The sequence below is a fragment of the Dyadobacter sp. CY345 genome (assembly GCF_021502725.1).
Taxonomy (GTDB): domain Bacteria; phylum Bacteroidota; class Bacteroidia; order Cytophagales; family Spirosomataceae; genus Dyadobacter.
Genome location: NZ_JAKFFS010000004.1, coordinates 470,736 through 490,775 on the forward strand (window position 1 = coordinate 470,736; position 20,040 = coordinate 490,775).

19 protein-coding genes and 1 riboswitch are annotated in these 20,040 nt (G+C 39.8%); of the genes, 11 read left to right on the forward strand and 8 right to left on the reverse strand.

Translation table 11 applies throughout. From position 1 onward, the window contains the following. Positions 1-3: 3 nt before the first annotated feature. Positions 4-99: riboswitch (TPP riboswitch) on the reverse strand. 120 nt (positions 100-219) lie between these two features. The 6 genes from L0657_RS19310 to L0657_RS19335 all read right to left on the reverse strand — a co-directional run bounded on the left by L0657_RS19310 (position 220) and on the right by L0657_RS19335 (position 3,985). After that, positions 220-555 carry a DUF5615 family PIN-like protein gene (locus L0657_RS19310; RefSeq protein ID WP_235152392.1) on the reverse strand — a complete coding sequence of 112 codons (336 nt, stop codon included), beginning with the start codon at positions 553-555 and terminating at the stop codon, positions 220-222. Further along, a complete protein-coding gene (locus L0657_RS19315; RefSeq protein WP_235152393.1) occupies positions 539-778 on the reverse strand; it encodes a DUF433 domain-containing protein in 240 nt (79 codons plus the stop codon). The genes L0657_RS19310 and L0657_RS19315 overlap by 17 nt, the downstream gene beginning before the upstream one ends. A 74-nt stretch (positions 779-852) precedes the next feature. Then, positions 853-1,644, reverse strand: coding sequence for a DUF1801 domain-containing protein (locus tag L0657_RS19320; RefSeq protein ID WP_235152394.1), 792 nt, complete (start codon positions 1,642-1,644; stop codon positions 853-855). A gap of 146 nt (positions 1,645-1,790) precedes the next feature. Then, entirely contained in the window at positions 1,791-2,495 is a 705-nt protein-coding gene (locus L0657_RS19325) for a hypothetical protein (protein ID WP_235152395.1), read from the reverse strand. After that, complete coding sequence (locus tag L0657_RS19330) at positions 2,492-3,475, reverse strand: glycosyl hydrolase family 18 protein (RefSeq protein ID WP_235152396.1); 984 nt, start codon at positions 3,473-3,475, stop codon at positions 2,492-2,494. The genes L0657_RS19325 and L0657_RS19330 overlap by 4 nt, the downstream gene beginning before the upstream one ends. A gap of 18 nt (positions 3,476-3,493) precedes the next feature. Next, a complete protein-coding gene (locus L0657_RS19335) occupies positions 3,494-3,985 on the reverse strand; it encodes a GNAT family N-acetyltransferase (protein ID WP_235152397.1) in 492 nt (163 codons plus the stop codon). A 150-nt stretch (positions 3,986-4,135) separates the two neighbouring features. Between L0657_RS19335 and rocD the strand changes: the two genes are divergently transcribed. The 10 genes from rocD to L0657_RS19385 all read left to right on the forward strand — a co-directional run bounded on the left by rocD (position 4,136) and on the right by L0657_RS19385 (position 16,589). Then, positions 4,136-5,389 carry an ornithine--oxo-acid transaminase gene (gene rocD, locus L0657_RS19340; RefSeq protein WP_235152398.1) on the forward strand — a complete coding sequence of 418 codons (1,254 nt, stop codon included), beginning with the start codon at positions 4,136-4,138 and terminating at the stop codon, positions 5,387-5,389. 9 nt (positions 5,390-5,398) lie between these two features. Continuing rightward, positions 5,399-6,790 (forward strand): S41 family peptidase, encoded by a 1,392-nt coding sequence (locus L0657_RS19345; RefSeq protein WP_235152399.1) that lies wholly within the window; start codon positions 5,399-5,401, stop codon positions 6,788-6,790. Positions 6,791-6,958: 168 nt separating this feature from the next. Continuing rightward, positions 6,959-7,213, forward strand: coding sequence for a GlsB/YeaQ/YmgE family stress response membrane protein (locus L0657_RS19350; RefSeq protein WP_235152400.1), 255 nt, complete (start codon positions 6,959-6,961; stop codon positions 7,211-7,213). 111 nt (positions 7,214-7,324) lie between these two features. After that, positions 7,325-8,881 carry a GH3 auxin-responsive promoter family protein gene (locus L0657_RS19355; RefSeq protein ID WP_235152401.1) on the forward strand — a complete coding sequence of 519 codons (1,557 nt, stop codon included), beginning with the start codon at positions 7,325-7,327 and terminating at the stop codon, positions 8,879-8,881. 63 nt (positions 8,882-8,944) lie between these two features. After that, entirely contained in the window at positions 8,945-12,043 is a 3,099-nt protein-coding gene (locus L0657_RS19360) for an AAA family ATPase (protein ID WP_235152402.1), read from the forward strand. Positions 12,044-12,105: 62 nt separating this feature from the next. Beyond that, entirely contained in the window at positions 12,106-13,305 is a 1,200-nt protein-coding gene (locus L0657_RS19365; protein WP_235152403.1) for a hypothetical protein, read from the forward strand. A 141-nt stretch (positions 13,306-13,446) separates the two neighbouring features. Next, entirely contained in the window at positions 13,447-13,836 is a 390-nt protein-coding gene (locus L0657_RS19370; RefSeq protein ID WP_235152404.1) for an FdtA/QdtA family cupin domain-containing protein, read from the forward strand. Beyond that, entirely contained in the window at positions 13,833-14,924 is a 1,092-nt protein-coding gene (locus L0657_RS19375) for a DegT/DnrJ/EryC1/StrS aminotransferase family protein (protein WP_235152405.1), read from the forward strand. Before L0657_RS19370 ends, L0657_RS19375 begins: the two co-directional genes overlap by 4 nt. Further along, positions 14,921-15,838, forward strand: a complete 918-nt coding sequence (locus L0657_RS19380; protein WP_235152406.1) for a glycosyltransferase family 2 protein — start codon at positions 14,921-14,923, stop codon at positions 15,836-15,838. Before L0657_RS19375 ends, L0657_RS19380 begins: the two co-directional genes overlap by 4 nt. Then, positions 15,831-16,589, forward strand: a complete 759-nt coding sequence (locus L0657_RS19385) for a bifunctional 2-polyprenyl-6-hydroxyphenol methylase/3-demethylubiquinol 3-O-methyltransferase UbiG (protein ID WP_235152407.1) — start codon at positions 15,831-15,833, stop codon at positions 16,587-16,589. The genes L0657_RS19380 and L0657_RS19385 overlap by 8 nt, the downstream gene beginning before the upstream one ends. Here the strand turns inward: L0657_RS19385 and L0657_RS19390 are convergent. Continuing rightward, positions 16,573-17,973, reverse strand: a complete 1,401-nt coding sequence (locus L0657_RS19390; RefSeq protein ID WP_235152408.1) for a sodium:solute symporter family protein — start codon at positions 17,971-17,973, stop codon at positions 16,573-16,575. The two genes, L0657_RS19385 and L0657_RS19390, sit on opposite strands and share 17 nt — an antisense overlap. Before the next feature lie 149 nt (positions 17,974-18,122). Here L0657_RS19390 and L0657_RS19395 point away from each other — a divergent pair, with 149 nt between their 5' ends. Next, positions 18,123-19,478, forward strand: a complete 1,356-nt coding sequence (locus L0657_RS19395; protein ID WP_235152409.1) for an alpha-L-fucosidase — start codon at positions 18,123-18,125, stop codon at positions 19,476-19,478. Positions 19,479-19,555: 77 nt separating this feature from the next. On the opposite strand, the gene L0657_RS19400 is transcribed toward L0657_RS19395, so the two are convergent. Continuing rightward, positions 19,556-19,843 carry a hypothetical protein gene (locus L0657_RS19400; protein ID WP_235152410.1) on the reverse strand — a complete coding sequence of 96 codons (288 nt, stop codon included), beginning with the start codon at positions 19,841-19,843 and terminating at the stop codon, positions 19,556-19,558. Between the last annotated feature and the right edge of the window lie 197 nt (positions 19,844-20,040).

The window sequence follows — 20,040 nt, forward strand, 5'->3', positions numbered from 1 at the left end:
GTCCTAAGTTTAGCTTTCTCTTCCTACGCCGGCATTATCCGGATCAGGTAATATGGGTATGATCTCAGCCCGTTAGGTAGGGCACCCCTATGAGATTATGGTGCAAAGATATGGATAACAGCGTGGAGAAGCAAGAGTAAGCAGATTATCTAAAAAACTTACCGAGTTATTTTTTCTCTTTACAAGCGAGTATTGAATGTCGAACAGCCTCCAATATTTCTAATCCTGATTCTTTGAAATCACAATTGGTCCGGCAGACAGCGTATTCATATGAAGCAGTTTTCTAATTTTGGGAGAGAGTTTTGTCAATTCGGAATATGTATTTATTTCTGCGTTTAAGACAATTACCGAAATTGTGTATTTACTGAAATTTTGCTGATGTTGTAAGTTTTTATGAAAAGTGAGGAGAATAGTAAAATTATTTATGAGCATTAGCTTTAATAGCTCCCCATTTTTCACACCACTACATCCCATATCTCTTACCGTGAAAACTTCATATTCAGAAAAGTTAAGTTTTAATCGCTTAGGCAAATTTTCATCAAGCAACAGTCGCATAAAGTTGTTCTATATTTTTCGATGTTAACAATTTATTCGCAGCTTCCAGAACAGAAACTGCCTGCTGTCTTGTGACTGTTGGAAAATCATCTAAAAAATCGTCAAGGGAAACACCTGCCTCTAAATGATCGAACAAAGTTCCGACAGGCACACGCGTTCCTTTGAAGACGGGCTGCCCCCCCAAGATTTCCTGATTTGTCGTAATAAGCGTTTTAATATCCATAACTAAATTTACTTATTATTTTCGAAAGCACACATTATTGTTTATCACCGAATTACAAGTTTTGGGCAATTTTATTATTTCTCAACCAAGGCAAGCCATGACCTTAAAACGTCCTGCAATATTTTTTCCCTGGCTCTGACGTCTTCCAGATCTTTAAAAACAACTGTCCTTCTTCCATCCTTGTAATCACCTTCCAAAAATCCTTCCTTATCATTCACCTTGGCGCCGCTTGGAAAGACCAGCATAATTCTGCCCTTATGAAGGTTCATCACAACGATGTCTCTTTTATATTCTTTGGGATCAAACGGCTTCATTTCTCCGGAATAGTAAAAACTCGGATTATTCCATTTGATCTGTTCGGCGATTTTTTTGTCAGTACTCAAAATAATTTTCCTGATCGCTTCGACTATATTGCGCAATTCAGGATCAAGCTTTTTTATATGCTCACTTACCTGTTCAGAATCAGAAAGTTTAATCGCTTTTGCAGTTGATGCTTTTTTCGGTTTAACAGCGGGTTTTTCAAGATTTTTCTCAATCCTGTATTTTGTGATTTTGGCGATCAGATCAACCGGCAGCGGTTTGTCCAGAGGAAATTGAACACCGCCTTTCGAGCCTTTGAAGCCGGAAAGCGCTTCTTTAAATTCTTCCAGTCCTTGTGGTGCTGGATAAAAGCCGATATGATTTTTATAAGCAGCATAATGAACCAGATTGCCGTTTAATGTCAGTGTCGGCATTCCGTAACCTATTTTCTCTTCTGCATCCGGCGCCGCATCACGGATTGCCTTACGCATTTCTTTCAGCAATTTTTGGGTTTCCGGTGGAAAACCGGCAATGTATTGATCGACTTCGGGATTATTTTTTTTCATGGTTACCAGAATGTCTAAAATCCACAACTTTGATAATAATATGCAATCTTAGAAATTTGCTTACATATTTAAAAATAATCCTAAGATTTTGGTTTAGAGGATGATGTGTAGTTGGGCGTGTAGTTTTTTAATTATTGAAAATTCAGTCATTGCACTTTATTTAAAACTTTCGCTGGCTGCCTTTCCGCAATCTTTTTATTTTTCTCTTTCAAATAAAGGTAAGTTTTGTGACCGGCAAGTGTGTTATCCAGTTTTTCAAAGAAACCTTTATGCTGAAAAGCATACCAGTTTATTTTCAGTAAATAAAGGCTGACATACGAAGCTGGATTTTCCATTATAAACGCGCCGGTTTTTTGAATCAGGTCTTCTTTTTCCAATGCCTGTTTATCAACCCAATAATTCAGACTATCAGCGTTCTTGCCTTTCCGGGCCAGTTTTTCCCCTTGCGCATAACTTTTGATACGATCATCAGAAGGTTTTTGAATATCGTTTACAAACCTTTGCCATTCCATTGTGCTTTTTGAATTCGTTACAATTGATCTTGATACGTCGTTGGTGTCGAGCTGAATGCATGCTCCTTGTTCAAGAAAGAAAAACAGCGATCCTTTTATCTGGGAAATGTGAAGCTGGTATAGATCAGGAACCAGATCATTGTCGATATCAAGATTAAAAACATCCGAATGTAATTTTATAGAATGCACAATGGCTGCAAAACCTTTTTCTCTTGTTAAAAGTACGGCCTTGCGGCCTTTAAATTCTTTTGGTGCGAGTATCTGGAATTTTACTTTTTGGGAAAATGAAAAGTGCGCAGTTAACAGAAATACTAGGAGCAGGGCTGAAAATTTATTCATTTTGCATGGATTACAGCATGAATATTTCCCAGCAATGACTGCTCACCGACAGTATCCTGCAATAGCTGCCAGATCATAATACCACCTGACTTTTCCAGTGCTAACGATGTTTTTTTTCTGATTGTCGGTATGCCGTTATAATACAAATTCCCTCCGTTTAAGCTAAATTCATCAACGTTGATTTTATCAGGATATTGGAGAATCAGGTTTTTCCAGGAAATACTTTCAGGTGCGCTTCCGCCAAAGCCATATCCATAAAACGGAACGCCGAGGCTGAGTTTTTCTTTGGGGATACCACGCGTCTTTGTCCAGTATTCCAGATCTTCAACTGCCATTTCATAAGGTGCATGCGGACCGGGTCTTGAAAGATTCCATGGGCCGGTTTTGTCGTAAGACATAATATTTACAAAGTCAAACTGGGCAAGCGCCTTATCCGTAAACTGATCTTTATAAACCGTCGCGATAGCTGCCGTGATCATTTTGTTTTTTGCCCGTAATTGTGCCGCCAGATCGATCACGAAATTTTCATAATTCCAATCAATCAAAGCACCTTCAAGGTCTACATCAATTCCGTCCAGATCACTTTCAACGGCAAGATTGACAAGGTCGGCAATCAACTTTGTCTTTTTTTCTCCAATTAAAAAAGCAGGATAATAAGCCGGTGCTCCGCCTCCGCCGATGGACGCCATGATTTTAACATTTTTGGCATGGGCAATCGCAGCGACTTCTTTCAGATGTTCAGTCCCTTTTAAATTTCCCAGCGAATCAGGGTTGATGAAAGCGATATAAAGATGGGTGATTTTCCCATAATCGATTGAATTTGCTGGCGCAAGCAAATTTTCCCGGCCGGGTAAATAACCGATGACACGAAAATTCGACTTGTTATTATCGGCTGTTATTGTCTTTTTACTGCAACCAAAATTCAGCAGAGCAAGAGTGATCAGGATAAGTTGAAGTATTAAATTAGTTTGTCTTTTCACCAGATTAATTCTTAAAAGTTACAATTCCTTCACATAAAGCCAATACATTTTTCCAAGCCTCATTTCCAGTTCTTTTATTTGTACAAAACCCATTGACTCGTAAATATGCCTTGCCGCGTTCATGAATTCGGAGGTATGCAATGCGATGAATTTTTCTCCGGTTTGTCTTGCATGGTCGATACAAAGCTGCATCAGTTTTCTACCAATACCTTTTCCGGTATGTTCCGTATTAACGCCAACCATTCGCAGATATGACCAGTCTTCATGAAAAATGTCTGTGGGATTTCCTTTGGAAATGAAAAACGCCATACCGATTATCTCATTATTTTCTTCCCAAACGAAACAGGTAGATTTGGAAAGCAGCTCCGGATAAGTTTTTTCACTTAACAAGATCGAATGCAGTTTAATCCAGTTGTCATTTGTTAAAACAGTTTCAAACTGGCCATAAGCGTTTAATCCCAGTTTTTGTAATTGTGGGATGTCTTTTTCTGTGGCGGTTCTGATTTTCATTAAGACAGCTTAGATATCCCCGCGTTTTGGGAGACGGGTAGAATTCTATAAATATATAAAATTAAACTTTTGAGCTACTAATATCTACACACACTATTTCCGTAATTTTACCTTATCTAAATCGAATGAATCTGCTTAAACGTAAATACAATGGCAAACTATACTGAAATGACGATGCTTGAAGCAACGCAACATGCGATGGAATTGGAGGGGAAATACGGCGCGCATAACTATAAACCGATGCCCGTTGTGCTTGCGAAAGGTTCAGGTGTGTATGTATGGGATGTGGAAGGAAAACAATATCTGGATTTTTTATCTGCATATAGTGCTGTCAGTCAGGGTCATTGCCATCCAAGAATAATTAATGCAATGATCGAACAGGCACAAAAACTTACGTTGACTTCCCGCGCTTTTTACAGCGACAAATTGGGAGAATGTGAAAAGTTTCTTTGTGAATATTTCGGTTATGATAAAGTTTTGATGATGAACTCCGGCGTAGAAGGCGGAGAAACGGCTTTAAAGCTCACACGAAAATGGGCGTATAAAGTAAAAGGAATAGCGCCAAATAAAGCGAAAACGGTATATGCTTCCGGAAATTTCTGGGGCCGGACTTTGGCTGCGATTTCGTCATCTACGGATCCTTCAAGTACCGATGATTACGGTCCTTTTTTGCCAGGTTTTGAAATAATTCCTTACGATGATCTGGAAGCGTTGGAAAATATTTTCAAAAGCGATCCGAACATTGCAGGGTTTATGGTTGAACCAATTCAGGGAGAAGCAGGTGTGGTTGTGCCCAAAGAAGGTTATTTGAAAGGTGTGCGGGATTTGTGCACAAAATATAACGTGTTATTTATCGCTGATGAAGTCCAGACCGGCATCGGGCGTACCGGCAAAAGGCTTGCCTGTGACTGGGAAAATGTAAAACCGGATATTTTGGTACTTGGAAAAGCGTTATCCGGCGGAACTATGCCAGTTTCGGCTGCTTTTGCTGACGATGAAATTATGCTGACGATCGCTCCTGGCGAACATGGCTCCACGTATGGCGGAAACCCGTTGGCCTGTGCCGTCACTATGGCTGCTTTACAAGTGGTTGATGATGAAAAACTGGCTGACAATGCGGAAGTTATGGGAAAACTTTTCCGTAAAAGAATTTACGATCTGCAACAGAAATGTAATCTTATATCGTTAGTAAGAGGCAAAGGGCTTTTGAATGCCATTGTCATTAATGATACGGAAGACAGTGCCACGGCAATGAACCTGTGTTATCAAATGATGGATAAAGGATTGTTATGCAAACCTACCCATGGAAATAAAATCCGCTTTGCGCCTCCGTTGGTTATCACAGAAGATCAGATGAATGCTGCCTGCGATATCATTGAAGAAGTATTTTTGACAACAAACTAAGTCGACTTTATGAGAAAGGTGTTACCGATTGTGCTGGTTTTAGTAGGGTTTTTAAGCGCTTGCCGCGAAAAAAATGTTGATCCGGCGACTGATGTCGAAACCAGTAAGTGGATTGTTGAACAGATGAAAACCTGGTATTACTGGAATGATAAAATGCCGGCAAATCCTGATTTGACACTGGCACCAGAAGCACTTTTTAATTCATTATTATACAAGTATGATGCGACAGCCCGTCCTGATGGCGACCGTTTTTCCTGGATTGAAAGTGATGCAGATGCTTTAAAAGCAGAGTTAAGCGGTTCTACAAAAACTACCGGTTTGGAATTTCGGTTGTTTTATTATCCAACTGGTGGAACCAACATTATGGGTTTGGTTACTTACGCTTTGCCCGGCTCTCCGGCTGCGATTGCTGGTTTCAAAAGAGGTGATATCATCACGAGAATTGATGATAAACAATTAACTGCTTCTAATTATTATGATCTGGTTTATTCTGATGCTGCCAAAAAATATACGCTGGGAGCGCTGAATGAGCAAGATGCCATTATTGAAACATCTGAAACGAAAAGTGTTACTCCGGTAAGTTTTCAGGAAGATCCTGTATTTTTTGATACCACATTTCAGTATGGAAGCAATACCGTGGGATATTTGGTTTATCACCAGTTCATCGCCAGTAAAAGTGGCAGCGAGAAAAAGGAATACGATCAAAAGGTTGATAATGTCTTTGCTGATTTTAAATCCAAAAACGTCAATTCCTTAATTCTTGATTTACGTTATAATCCGGGCGGTTACGTAAGTTCAGCAACCAATCTGGCGAGTTTGATTGGTAAGGGAATTACAAACAATGATATTTTTTATTACAAAGAATATAACACGACGCTGACGCCGGCTTTCGAAAAAAGATACGGAAAAGATTATTTTCTGGAAAAGTTTAGTTCAAAAAGCCAGAATATCGGTTCCGGGCTGAAAAATCTGATTATTCTTACTTCAAACAGAACTGCTTCTGCCAGTGAATTATTGATTAACGGTTTAAAGCCTTTCATGACTGTAACCGTTATTGGAGATCAGACTGTCGGCAAAAACGTTGGGTCGATCACCATAAGCGATGATTCTAAAAAAGTGAAATGGGGGCTTCAGCCGATTGTGACCAAATCTTTTAACAGTCTTAAACAATCAGATTACAGCAAAGGTTTTACGCCTGATGTTACCGTGAGAGAGGGATTGAGATTATATCCTTATGGCAATATCAAAGATCCGTTGCTCGCAGAGGCACTTTCAAAAATAACGGGCTCTCAGTTTGTCCGCAAGAAAGCTGAGCAGTTGCGTACAGCAGAATTTGCTGAGGATTTCAGTTCTACAATTGAAAATAAAGCAGGAGGAAGTAACATGTTTTTTGATAAATAATTTATTTTAATTTATAACAGATTATCAGCAGTTTACACGTTTTCCATAGTTTCGGTCCAGTAAATGTTGAATCTTTTTTAGATATATTTTAGTGAAACTTTCTGATACGGTATACTTTTTATAATATTAGAACAGTATCTTTTTCTAACACTATAAACAAAGTACACTATGGGCGTTTTAACTTGGATTATCGTAGGATTGGTAGCCGGAGCTATTGCTAAGGCATTGCATCCTGGCAAAGATCCGGGAGGTATTATTGTAACCATTCTGATAGGGATAGCCGGTGCTGTCGTAGGAGGCTGGGTTTCTTCGCTGGCAGGATTTGGATCGGTTGACGGATTCAACATCGGAAGTCTTTTTATCGCCATTTTGGGTGCAGTGCTGCTTCTGTTTTTATACAGGAAGTTTAGTACAAAAGCCTAGAATAATTTAATAAAATGGAGAGGGAATAAGGTTGCAATCTTATTCCCTCTCCATTTTATTTGCTATTTTTGGCAAATTCCGGGAAGAATTTATACCAATAACCTGATTACTATGAAGCTGGTTAATAATATGACTGTTTGGTTTTTGAAGCGCCGCTTTGAGAGAATCGAACAGTTTATGCAAAACCCCATTGAAACCCAGCAGCGTATATTTTCCGAACTTATTGAAACAGCGCGATATACAGAATGGGGAACAAAATATAATTTTGGTCAGATAAAATCCATCAAAGAATTTCAGGATCAGGTTCCTGTTTCTTCTTATGAGGAGTTGTATCCATATATAGAGCGCGTTTTGAAAGGTGAGCCTAACGTATTATGGCCTTCTCAGATCGAATGGTTTTCCAAATCTTCGGGCACAACGAACGCCAGAAGTAAATTTTTACCTGTTTCTCCTGAGGCGTTGGAAGAATGTCACTATGAGGGAGGGAAGGATATGATGACTTTACTGATAAATAATCGTCCGGAAACCCGGGTTTTTGACGGAAAAGGACTTTCAATCGGTGGAACGCTGCATGCAAATCCATTCGATGACTACACCCAGGTTGGCGATGTTTCGGCTGTGATCATGCAAAATCTTCCGGCTTGGGGAGAATTTATGCGGACGCCACCTCTGGAAGTGGCGCTCATGGACCATTGGGAAACCAAGCTTGAAAAAATGGCCTCCATTTGTTCACAGGAAAATGTAACCAGTATTCTGGGTGTTCCCACCTGGACCATCGTCCTGCTGGATCAAATTCTGGAACTGACAGGCAAAAGTAATATGCTGGAAGTTTGGCCGGATTTTGAAGTATTTGTCCACGGAGCCGTTTCATTTGAGCCTTACCGGGATTTATTTACACAAAAATATTTTCCATCGGAGCAGGTAACTTATCTGGAAACTTACAGTGCTTCGGAAGGCTTTTTCGCCATTCAGGACGATCTGTCAAAAGTGGGTGAGATGCTGCTGATGCTGGATTATGGGATTTTTTATGAATTTCTTCCTATGGATGAAGTGGGAAAACCACATCCAAAAGCATTGTTGCTTGACGAAGTTGAAGTTGGTAAAAATTATGCACTGGTTATTTCCACCAATGCCGGTCTGTGGCGTTACCTGATCGGAGATACTGTTAAATTCACTTCAAAATATCCATTCCGTTTAAAAGTGAGCGGAAGGACCAAACATTTTATCAATGCTTTTGGAGAAGAGGTAATTGTCGAAAATGCCGATCATGCCATAAAAGTTGCTTCTCAGAAAACAGAGTCGCTGGTTTCAAATTACACTGCCGGACCGGTTTATATGGGTGACGGCTCCCGTGGCCGCCATGAATGGATAATTGAATTTACAAAAGAGCCGGAAAATCGGGAAGAATTTATCCAGATACTCGATAAAACTTTGCGTGAGGTCAATTCAGATTATGATGCCAAAAGATATAAAGATATGGCACTCTTGTCTCCATTAGTTCATTTTGCGCCTGTCAATACCTTCTATAACTGGATGTCGAAACGCAGGAAACTGGGTGGTCAGAACAAAGTGCCAAGGTTAAGCAACGATCGGGTTTATCTGGAAGATTTACTGGGGCAGTCGGCTTTCGGCAGTCAGCAATCGCCTTCTGACATAAGTCATTTATAAGTATTAAAATTAATCCTCCATAAACAAGCCGATAGCCGACCGCTGACGGCCGAAAGCTACATCATGATTCCCAAGTATCTCAAAATTAAAGGATTATACTCTTACCAGTCTGAACAGGAAATTCAATTTGATGCCTTGACAGATGCGTCGCTGTTTGGGATTTTTGGGGCAGTTGGCAGCGGGAAATCTTCAATTTTAGAAGCAATAACTTTTGCACTTTATGGCGATACGGAAAGATTAAACCGATCAGGTGACGATCGAACGTATAATATGATGAATCTGAGATCCGATGATCTGCTGATTGATTTTGAATGTATTGCTGGAAAAACGGCAGAGCTTTACCGGTTTACAGTTAAGGGAAAAAGGAACAGTAAGAACTTCAAGGAAGTAAAAACTTTCGAAAGAAAAGCGTATAAATGGGTTGATGAGGCTTGGATGCCGCTTCCTGATGAAGAAAATGCTGAGCGGATTATCGGATTGAGTTATGATAATTTTCGGCGAACGATCATCATTCCGCAAGGGCGTTTTCAGGAATTTATTGAGCTGAAAGATGCCGAGCGTACCCGGATGATGAAAGAGCTTTTTCAGCTTGAAAAGTATGATCTGAGCAGGAAAGTCGGAACGCTGAGCAAGCAAAATGACCTGGAACTTTCCAATCTGGATGGGCAGCTGATGAGCCTGGGAGAGGTTACGCAGGAAATGATGGCAGCTGAGGAAGTTAGGAGAGAAGAAATCAGAGCGGAAATAAACTCTGTCGCAGACGAACTTTTCATACAAACAGAATTAGAAAATAATTATCAGAAAATAAAACAGATTGCTGAAAAATTAAATCAGCTCACCAGTCAGATTTCTGAGTTAGAATTCCGGAAGCTGGAAATGGAACAGAGAGAAGAAATGCTTCGGGTCTTTGAAATCTGTTCTTTACACTTCAAGTCACTTCTTGAAAGGAAAAAATCACTAGCTATTGGAATCGAGAGAGACAAGCTGACTTTTGAGACAAATTTCCGTAGAACCAACGAACTTGATTCTGCCCTGACGCGGCAGAAAGAGGTGATAGCCAGAATTCAGCCGCAATATGAGAAACGTCAGGAATTGTTAGATGCTGCCGAAGAGCTGGGAAAAGTAATTCAGATTCTTGATAACAAAACGGCGCTTGAAAAAAATAAGAATTCACTTGTCAGAGTTGAGGCAAAACTGCTGGAAAAGGAAAAAGCCATTGAACTACTGAAAAAGCAAAAGCAACAAAAGGAAGAAGAGAATGATAAAAAGAAGGCGCTTCAATCTGATGTTCAGGAACTTAGTCAGGTAAATGTATGGTATACCAATCTGGATAGTCTCACAGAAAGCAGGTCAAATATCAAAAAAGAAGCCGACGATTTACTGGCTGAAATTGTAAAACAAAAAAGCATTTTACAAACAAGAATAGCAGAAGCAAATGAGACTTTTTCATTGAATATCCAGCCGGAATTTAATTTAGATACGATTCAAAATGTGGTTTCTGAATTTTTATTAAATAATGAAAAAGAAAGTCAGGAGTTAAACAAACAACTGGTTTCTGCGAACACAAAACTGGCATTGCAGCAATATGCCAGCAGCCTGGAAGATGGACAACCATGTCCGCTTTGCGGAGCAGAACATCATCCCGCGGTGCTTCATGCGGATAACACTGTTTTGGAAGACATTAAAAAAATTGAAGATCAGCGTCTTGTTTTAAACAGAACAGAACAATTAATCCGACAGTTTTTATCGCCGGTTGAACGTATTTTTAACCATATTGATAATCTTGAAACACAAAAAAGCGCTATCAAACAGCGTTGGATCGAAAATAAGGAGCGTCTTGAAAAACATGATAAAACATTCGTCTGGACAAAATTTGATAAAAACAACCGCGAAGCTTTCGACAGACATTTCGAGCAGGTCATCAGAATTCAGGCTGAAATAAAAGATACGGAGGCTGCCGTGAAGCAGATTTCTCAGCAGATTGAAACAGAGACGAAGGAAAAATCTGAGAGGATCGAATTACCGCTTCAAAATTTGCGAAACGATATTCTAAGAATTGAAAACACGATCGATACCTTATCCGGCCAACTTGAAAAGGTTGATCTGAGTGAATTTACTGATCAGGAAAAGGATTCGATTTTAGAAAAAATACAGTTGCTTGAAAAACAGTATAAGGAATTGAACCTGTTGTTTGAACAAACTGAAAAACAACTGGATGTTCTTGAAAAAGAAAAGGATATCATCGCCGGCAGCCAGCATATTTTACAGGAAACGCTTGACCGAAGCCGTCATGAGCTGTCTGTGACACAAGCCGAACTTGTTAATCATTTAACATTGTATCGGTTTGAATCAGAAGATTGGGTAAATGAAATGCTTCAAAGGCCAATCTCAATTGACCTGGAACGGAAAGCAATTGATGACTTCAAGAATACATTGAGTAATGCGCTGAGAGATCTTGAATTGTTGCAAAAGGAACATTTGGCGGAAGTGTATGACCCGGAAAAACATGCTGTTGTAACAATTAAAATGGAAGAATTAACAGCAGTTTTAAATAATAAAAGAAAAGAAGAGGGGCGTTTGGATGGCCTTATATCCAAAATGATTCAGGATCTCGCAAAAAAGGCAGGGCTTCTGAAAGAAAAAAGTCGTTTGCAGCTGCGTAAGGAACATCTGGACGATCTGGCCAAATTGTTCCGTTCGAGCGGATTTGTGGATTATGCGTCAAGTATTTATCTGCAAAATCTGATTCATGCTGCTAACGAACGCTTTCATCAGATGACGCATCAGCAGTTGCATCTGGAGCTTGGCGAAGGAAATAGTTTTTGGGTAAGAGATTTGTTAAACGGCGGCCACATGCGATTATTAAAAACGCTTTCCGGCGGACAGAAATTCCAGGCCGCGCTGTCGCTCGCGCTTGCTTTGGCTGATCATATTCACGTCAGAAATGAATCAAAACATAATTTCTTTTTCCTGGATGAAGGTTTTGGGTCGCTGGATAAAAATGCGTTGCAAACGGTTTTCGAAACCTTAAAATCTCTGCGAAAGGAAAACCGGATTGTCGGAATAATCAGCCACGTCGAAGATTTACAACAGGAAATCCAAACTTATCTACGAATTGTTGAAAGCGAAGAGGGAAGCAAGATTGTAAGAAGCTGGGGTTAGGAATTGTCAGAACTTAACTGGTATCTTTATGAGAATAATAATGCCATTTCATCCCTAGAAACATGCTATTTGAGAATTTTTACCATTCTCTTCAACAAAGAATTGAGTCCTTACTTGCGTCTGAAAAGTGGTTGTGGAAACTTGTTATTTTTTCCGTTTTCATTTCTCTGTTTCTTGCCTTTCCTCCATATTCTTTACTAGTTGACCATCTTAGTGTGCATGGCATGAAGCTCGATGCCTGGGTTTTTGTTCAAAACCAGAGTCAGGACCTTTTTCACCCTAAGGACATGGATTTCGATGTGCGGCGTGAAAATATGATTTTTCGATGGGTTTTGCCAGCTTTGTCCTTGATCACCGGGCATAACATTGTGCTCATTGTGTTACTTCAATCATTTCTCGGGGTTTTATTTATTCATAAGGTCGGGCAATGGGTTTATCTTATATCAAAAGATAAAATCACAACCAGCCTGTTTGTAGTTGCCATTGCTAATATTTTTGTTTGTGTCTGGACTTTCGCAGATATTTATGGTTATGGCGATGGTTTTGCTTATTTTTTTCTACTGATTGCACTTTTTAGCCGGCATGCACTTATCGCCTTTTTTGCCTTACAGATTGCTTTTTTTACAGACGAACGCGCAGTGATCGCAGGAGGTTATTTATTGCTATTTCATATTGTAAAAAATGCATTTGAAAAAAATGAATTCGATTTTTCAGCGATAATTAAAAATGCATTTTCCGGAAAAAATTTAACTGTTTGGGTGGCCTGGGCCGTATATTTTGCAATCAGGTTTTATGTACAAAAGAAATATTTCCCAAACCACAGCTACTCCACTTTGGGAACTCCTGTATTATTTGCTGACGCGCACAGACATGGCCTGGGTAGCAGTTTGTGGACAGCATTTGAGGGTATGTGGATATTGATGGGGGCAGCTATTTTATCGTTGTCGCTTCAAAGACATTATTTGTTAATATTGACATTAACTTTTGGCTTCGTAATTTTAGTTGCGTCAGGAATTTATGTACATGATATTGACCGGGCATTGTCATACGGATTTCCGTTTTTGCTTATATCAATTTATATACTTTTTCAGACGGCATCAATGCGGTCAATAAGGGTAATATTATTTTTTACTGCAATAGTTTGTGTAAGTCATCCCATGATTTATTACATGGGTTACAACAGAGTGCTGTGGCTGGAACCGTTTCCATTAAAAATATTTATGCTTCTGGACCATTGGATGCACTGGAATCTGTTTAATTAATTATAAATTACATTTAAGAAATAATTTACTGGTTCATAAAAAATTTGTATATAAAAATTAATACAATTTATTTCGGAACTTTGTTGTATCCTGATTACCAACTCATAACACACTGTCTCATCATAAAATTAACCCACCCCTATGCCAAAATTATTACAATTAGACACCTTTCAGTCTGATGCCGGGAATCTGACTGTATTTGAAAAGTTAATTCCCGGAACAATCAAACGAGTTTTTTATATCTACGGAGCAACTGATTCCAGCCGTGGAGGGCATAGGCACCATAAATCGTGGAATGCTTTAATCTGTCTGCATGGAAGTTGCCATATTTACAATAACGATGGTTTCAGTGAAGAAAACTTTACACTGGACAATCCCAGAACCTGTCTGATCCTTGAACCAAAAGACTGGCATATCATGGACTCATTTTCAGAAGACTGTATACTTTTGGTATTGTCAAATGAGTACTATGACAGAGCTGATTACATCGATCAGCCTTATCTATTGCAATCGCAACAAGTAACTGTATGATTCCATTTTTGGATTTGAATCAAATCAATAAGCCCTATTTACCGGCTATTGAGGAGGCTTCATTGCGCGTTTTGCGTTCTGGTTGGTATATCTTGGGTAACGAGTTAAAATCATTTGAAACAGCATTTGCTAATTATTGTCAGGTAAGGTATTGTATAGGTGTCGCAAACGGCCTGGATGCCATAGGACTCATTTTACGCGCTTATGAATTCCCGGAAAAGAGCGAAATAATTGTACCTGCCAATACGTATATAGCATCAGTGTTACCGGTTAGTTACTTAAATTTAATTCCTGTTTTTGTTGAGCCGGATCCATATTCAATGCTGATTGATCCGGCAAAAATAGAGGAGAAAATCACTTCAGAAACCAGAGCAATTCTATGCGTCGACCTTTATGGACGAAGCTGCGAAATGCTTGAGATTGCTGCTTTGGCTAAAAAGTATAATTTAAAAGTAATAACCGACGCTGCGCAAGCACACGGAGCCATATATGACGGGCAAAAAGTTGGGGGGATAGCAGATGCAACGGCTTTTAGTTTTTATCCTACAAAAAACCTTGGCGCACTTGGCGACGCCGGAGCTATTACAACAAACGATCCTTTACTAGCTGAGCGAATAACTTATCTGCGGAATTATGGTTCAAAAGAAAGGTATAAAAATGAATTTCAGGGGGTTAACAGCCGGCTCGATGAAATTCAGGCAGCTATTCTGAATGTTAAATTGCCGTTTTTAGAAGCCGAGAATGCGAGGAGACGGGATATTGCGAGACGTTACCTGGCGGAAATTAAACTACCGGATTTAGTCTTACCTCCTGACGATCGGATCGATCAGGACGCCTGGCATTTATTTGTAGTGAGACATCCGGATCGTGCGGCTTTCACAGGATATCTGGATCAAATGGGCGTACAAACTAATGTTCACTATCCGTTACCGATCCATAAGCAAAAGGCTTATGCCACAATAAATCATTATAACTTGCCAATTACGGAGGAAATTCATCAAAGGGTAATCAGTTTGCCATTGAATCCGGTATTGTCAGATGAGGAAGTGTCGCACATTATCGAGACGGTCAACAAATATCAGCAATGAAATTATCAGTTGTTATTCCGGTTTACAACAGCGAAGCGAATATTGCTTCACTGATAGAAAAATTGCAGCTAGCCTTAGATGAAATATCTTTCGAAATTGTGTTGGTCAATGATGGAAGCAGGGATAACTCTGAACGCATTTGCACACGATTGGCGAAAGAATTTGATAATGTCCGGTTTATTTCACTACGCAGAAATTATGGAGAATTCAATGCTGTCATGTGCGGATTGAACTGGACAAAAGGAGAGTTTTGCGTAATGATCGATGATGATTTTCAGAACCCGCCGGAAGAAATATTAAAGCTTGTCGAAGTCGCTGAAAAAGGTGATTTCGATGTTGTTTACACATATTATTCAAAAAAAGAACATGCAGTTTACCGGAATCTCGGCAGCCGGCTTGTGAACTGGATTACTACTTATTCGATCAAAAAACCTAAGGATTTATATTTATCGAGTTTTAAGTTGATCCGGAAAGAGGTTGTTGACGAAATCATAAAGTATCAGGGGCCTTATCCGTACATCGATGGTTTAATTTTTCGTATAACCAAAAATATTGGCACGGTTCAGGTTTTGCATAAAAAGCGTGAAGAAGGCGTGTCCAACTATACCTGGCGGAAATTAATCTCTTTGTTTTTAAATATTCTTTTTTGCTATTCTTCCCTTCCTATCCGGGTTTTTATGCCAATCGGCGTGGGTTTATTCGGACTTGGTTTTGTGCTTCTCACCTTTTTATTCTGTCAATGGCTGATTGGTCCGGATCCAAAAGGCTGGCAGGTTGTCACGGCAGCCATGATTTTCATCGGTGGTATTCAATGCACTTTATTAAGCGTTCTGGGGGAATATATCGGCAAAAGTTTTATGGCTCAGAGTGGTCAGCCTCAATATGTTATAAAATATAATAGTGGCAATGATTGATAACCGGGAGGAATACAAAAGTATGTTTGAGGTAGAGCAAAAGCTCTGGTGGTACCAAATTCTGCATGAACGCGTTCTTTATCAGATCAAAAAACAATTTGCGCAGAAAAAGGAAGTAGCAATTCTCGATGCTGCATGTGGTACGGGCGGACTTTTATCCTATTTAAAACAAAACGGATTTCAGAACTTAACCGGTTTTGATTATTCACGGTATGCGATTGAGTTTTCAAAAGAAAGGAATCTCGACGTGAGTTTTGGTGATCTTAAAAATGTCGATGATTTCCGAAAGACTGATCGGTATGACGTGATATGCTGTAATGACGCTTTGTATTTCCTGGATGATCAGCAGATTATTAATGCATTACAGGTCTTCAAAAAACGGCTTAACCCGAATGGGATAATTTTGATCAATATTCATGCGCATGAAGCCTTTGCTGGCACGCATGATGTGGCCGTAGGAAGTTCGAGAAGGTTTGTTTTGAAGGATTTTAAAAAATATGCACAAGCCGCGGGACTAACAATTTCTTATAATACCTACTGGCCATTTTTCCTTTCAATGCCAATCTGGGTAGTACGCAAATGGCAGCGATATCAGATGCGATCGGGAAAGGTGAATACTGCGGAGCTGCATTCGGACGTAAGTTATCCGGGAGATTTTATTAACGGGGTTTTAAAAACCATCACGAAAATGGAAGGGACATTTCTGCCATCAGCTCCCTTTGGAAGTTCTTTGTTTATGGTTTTGAAATAAACTTAAATTTTACTTCTCCACTTTTGTCAACCAGTATTCCAACGATCATAGCCAAAGTACTGGCTAGCAATCCATAAATCATGGCTGGAAATTCAGTGCCCATCCAAACTGCCACCAGCCATACGGTTAGACCTGCAATCATGGATAAAATACATCCCAGTTGATTTGCCCGTTTGGAATATAAACCTGTGGCCAGCGGAATAAACAGACATACCAGACTGAAAGCGGAAGATTCTGCTACCAATTCAAAAATACTTTCTCTTGTTGAAGCCATGAAAATACAGATGGCAGTAATGAAGATGATACCAATTCGAATGATTTTGAGCAGTTGTTTGTCTGTCAGTTCTGGTCTGAAAAATTTAATTACATTTTCTCCTAAAACTGCCGCTGGTGCCATGATTGCACTGCTTGTTGTGCTAAGAATGGCCGATACCAATGCGCCGAAAAATAATATCTGCAATGGCAAACCAGTGTGAAGTAGAATCATATTAGGAATAATCATCTGAGGATCATCTTTTCCTAGTTCCGGATAAAGTTGATGGCCGCAAAGGCCAATGAACAATGGCAGCAAGGCGATTGTCAGGTACATAAATGAAGATAACAAAGTTGCCTTAACAGAAACATTTGCCGATTTGGCTGACATCACGCGTTGAAAAACGTCCTGCTGAGGAATAGAACCAAGCCCGATTGTTATCCAGGCAGCAAAATATTCAACTGAATCCTTGAAAGTAAACTGTGGATATGCTCTGAAAAAGTCTTTCGGGGCAGCCTCAATTAACGGTGTAAATCCGCCAACCTCAAAATATAAGACAATAGCAACGATTAGGAGACCTGCAATGATCATGATGGTCTGAATAAAATCCGTAATAGAAATAGACCACATGCCGCCCCAGATCGTGTATAAGATAACGACGAAAGAACTTAATAATATGCACTCGGTGAGCGACCAGCCGAGCACAACTTTCAGGACGATGCCCATAGCCAGCAATTGCGCGGCGATCCAGCTAAAATAAGAGGGGATAATCAGTATCGCTGATAATAACTCAGCAGGACGGCCATACCGTATTCTGAAAAAATCACAAAAAGTGATGATGTTCATTTTATAAAACCGGCGGGCAAAAAATATTCCTACTAAAAACAGGCAAAGGGCGGCTCCGAAAGGATCTTCAATAACCCCTAGAAGTCCATGTTCTATAAATTCTGTTGGCGCGCCCATGATCGTTTCAGAGCCGAACCAGGTTGCAAAAGTGGCAGATGCAGCAAGAAATAATGGAAGTCGTCTGCCGGCAAGGACAAAATCTGCCGTTGTATTTATTTTTCGGGATGCCCAAAGACCTATGCCAAGGTTCAATAATAAATAAGCAACGATGGAGAAAGCCAGCATAAACTATTGAGGGTTTTAAAAATGCAATTTTACGAACAAAAATAGGGAGGGCAGTGTTTTTGCAGACGTTTGTTAATAAAAACTTAACGGCAAGGGTATATTATACTGCTTTTTGCATCATTTACTTACATCTTGACTTATGAACTAATATGGCCCGGCGATTTATCCTATCTATTATTCTTTTCAGTTATTCATTTTTTTCTCAGGCGCAACAGCAAGTATCAAATAATCCGGAGCGAATCAAGTGGTTTCAGGATCTCGGTTTTGGTATGTTCATTCACTGGAATGTAGATGTTTCTCTGGGTGCGGTGATCAGCCATTCGCTGGCAGGTGCATCCGATGAATATGTTGACAGGTATATCAAAGAACTGCCCACTTTTTTCAATCCAAAGAAATTTGACCCTGACGAGTGGGCTACGCTCGCACGATTGGCTGGGATGAAGTATGTAGTTTTTACAACCAAACATCATTCCGGTTTCTGTATGTTCGATACTAAATCGACGCCCTTCAATGTGATGAATACTCCGTTTAAACGTGATGTGACAAAGGAAATTATTGATGCTTTCCGTAAGCAGGGTATCGCGATCGGGGTTTATTTTTCTCCAGAAGATTTTCTGTTTTTTCATCAAAACAATATTCCGCTGGGAAGGCTGCAAAACGAAAAACAGTTTCCGATGAACAATGCAAAGCTGATGGATTATGATAAGCAGCAGGTAAAAGAGTTACTCACTAACTACGGAAAAATAGATATTATGTTCTTTGACGGTCCGGGTGATGGCTTACGTGAATATGCATGGAGTATCAATCCTGACCTGGTTATCACGCGGGACGCTATGAATACGCCGGAGCAAAATATTCCTGATCAAGCTTCACCGCGTCCCTGGGAAGCATGTTATACGATGGGAACGGATTGGCAGTATAAGCCGACGAATGATCCACATAAATCCGGAACAGAAATTATCAACATGCTGATCGAGATCCGTGCAAAAGGAGGAAATTTTCTTCTGAACGTCGGACCAAAACCTAATGGAGAAATACAGATTGAACAGGAAAGTTTGCTGAGGGAAATTGCGCTATGGAATTTTGCTAACCGCGAATCGATCTATGCTGTGAAGCCTCTCCCTGTAATCAGGGATAAAAATATATGGTTCACGCAATCTAATGATGAGAAATTCATTTATGCTTTTGTAACAAAAGATAAACCGGGCGACTGGAAGTATGGTGAGCGTCGGGATTTTTTGATGCCAATGATCGAAGGAAATACAAAAACGAAAGTCAGTATCCTGGGGTATAAAAGCGAACTTGTCGAATATGTGAATAACTTTGACGCCTCAGTGAAAGTTTCTCCAACACCGATAGGATTAGCAGTTAGTGCTGTCAATGGACAACGATTCTATACAAACAGACAATGGCCTAATACCGTTGTCCTAAAAATAGAAAATGCGAAATTTAAGGTGCCGGTTGAATTAAAAACTTCCAAATCAGGAATCGACGGAGCAAAATAAAATGCTGTTATTAGCACCTAAACTGAAAAAAAGCCGAACGAATAATCGTCCGGCTTTTTCATTTACTCATTTTTTAATTAACGTGGACCACGAGTACGCTCGTTATGTCCATATCTGCTATTTCTTTGTTTGTTATAATACTTACGGGAGTGTCTGTCGTTACGATACTGGCGAGGGCTGTTACGGTAAACGACTCTCGGAGGAGGTGTTGGCCTCACAACAATGGTCCGCGAAGGATGGTTATATCCGTAACCATATCCATAATTGTCGCGATATGGTGCTCGGGAATGGTATACGCAAGATGACACACTCAGGGCTGCCACCAGCAATACAATATATAAACTCACAATTCTTGCTTTCTTCATGGTTCGTTTGTTTTTATTGTTACTCTATAACGACAAAATATTACCTATATGTATGAAGAGTGAATTTCTAATCCCAAAACTCTTTAAAGTTATCCACACCTGTTAACAACATAAAAAATGCGTTACAGGTTGCATGAAGGCGCTTTTAAACACGATATCCACAAGTTATCCACATATACGGTGTGGATAACTTGTGG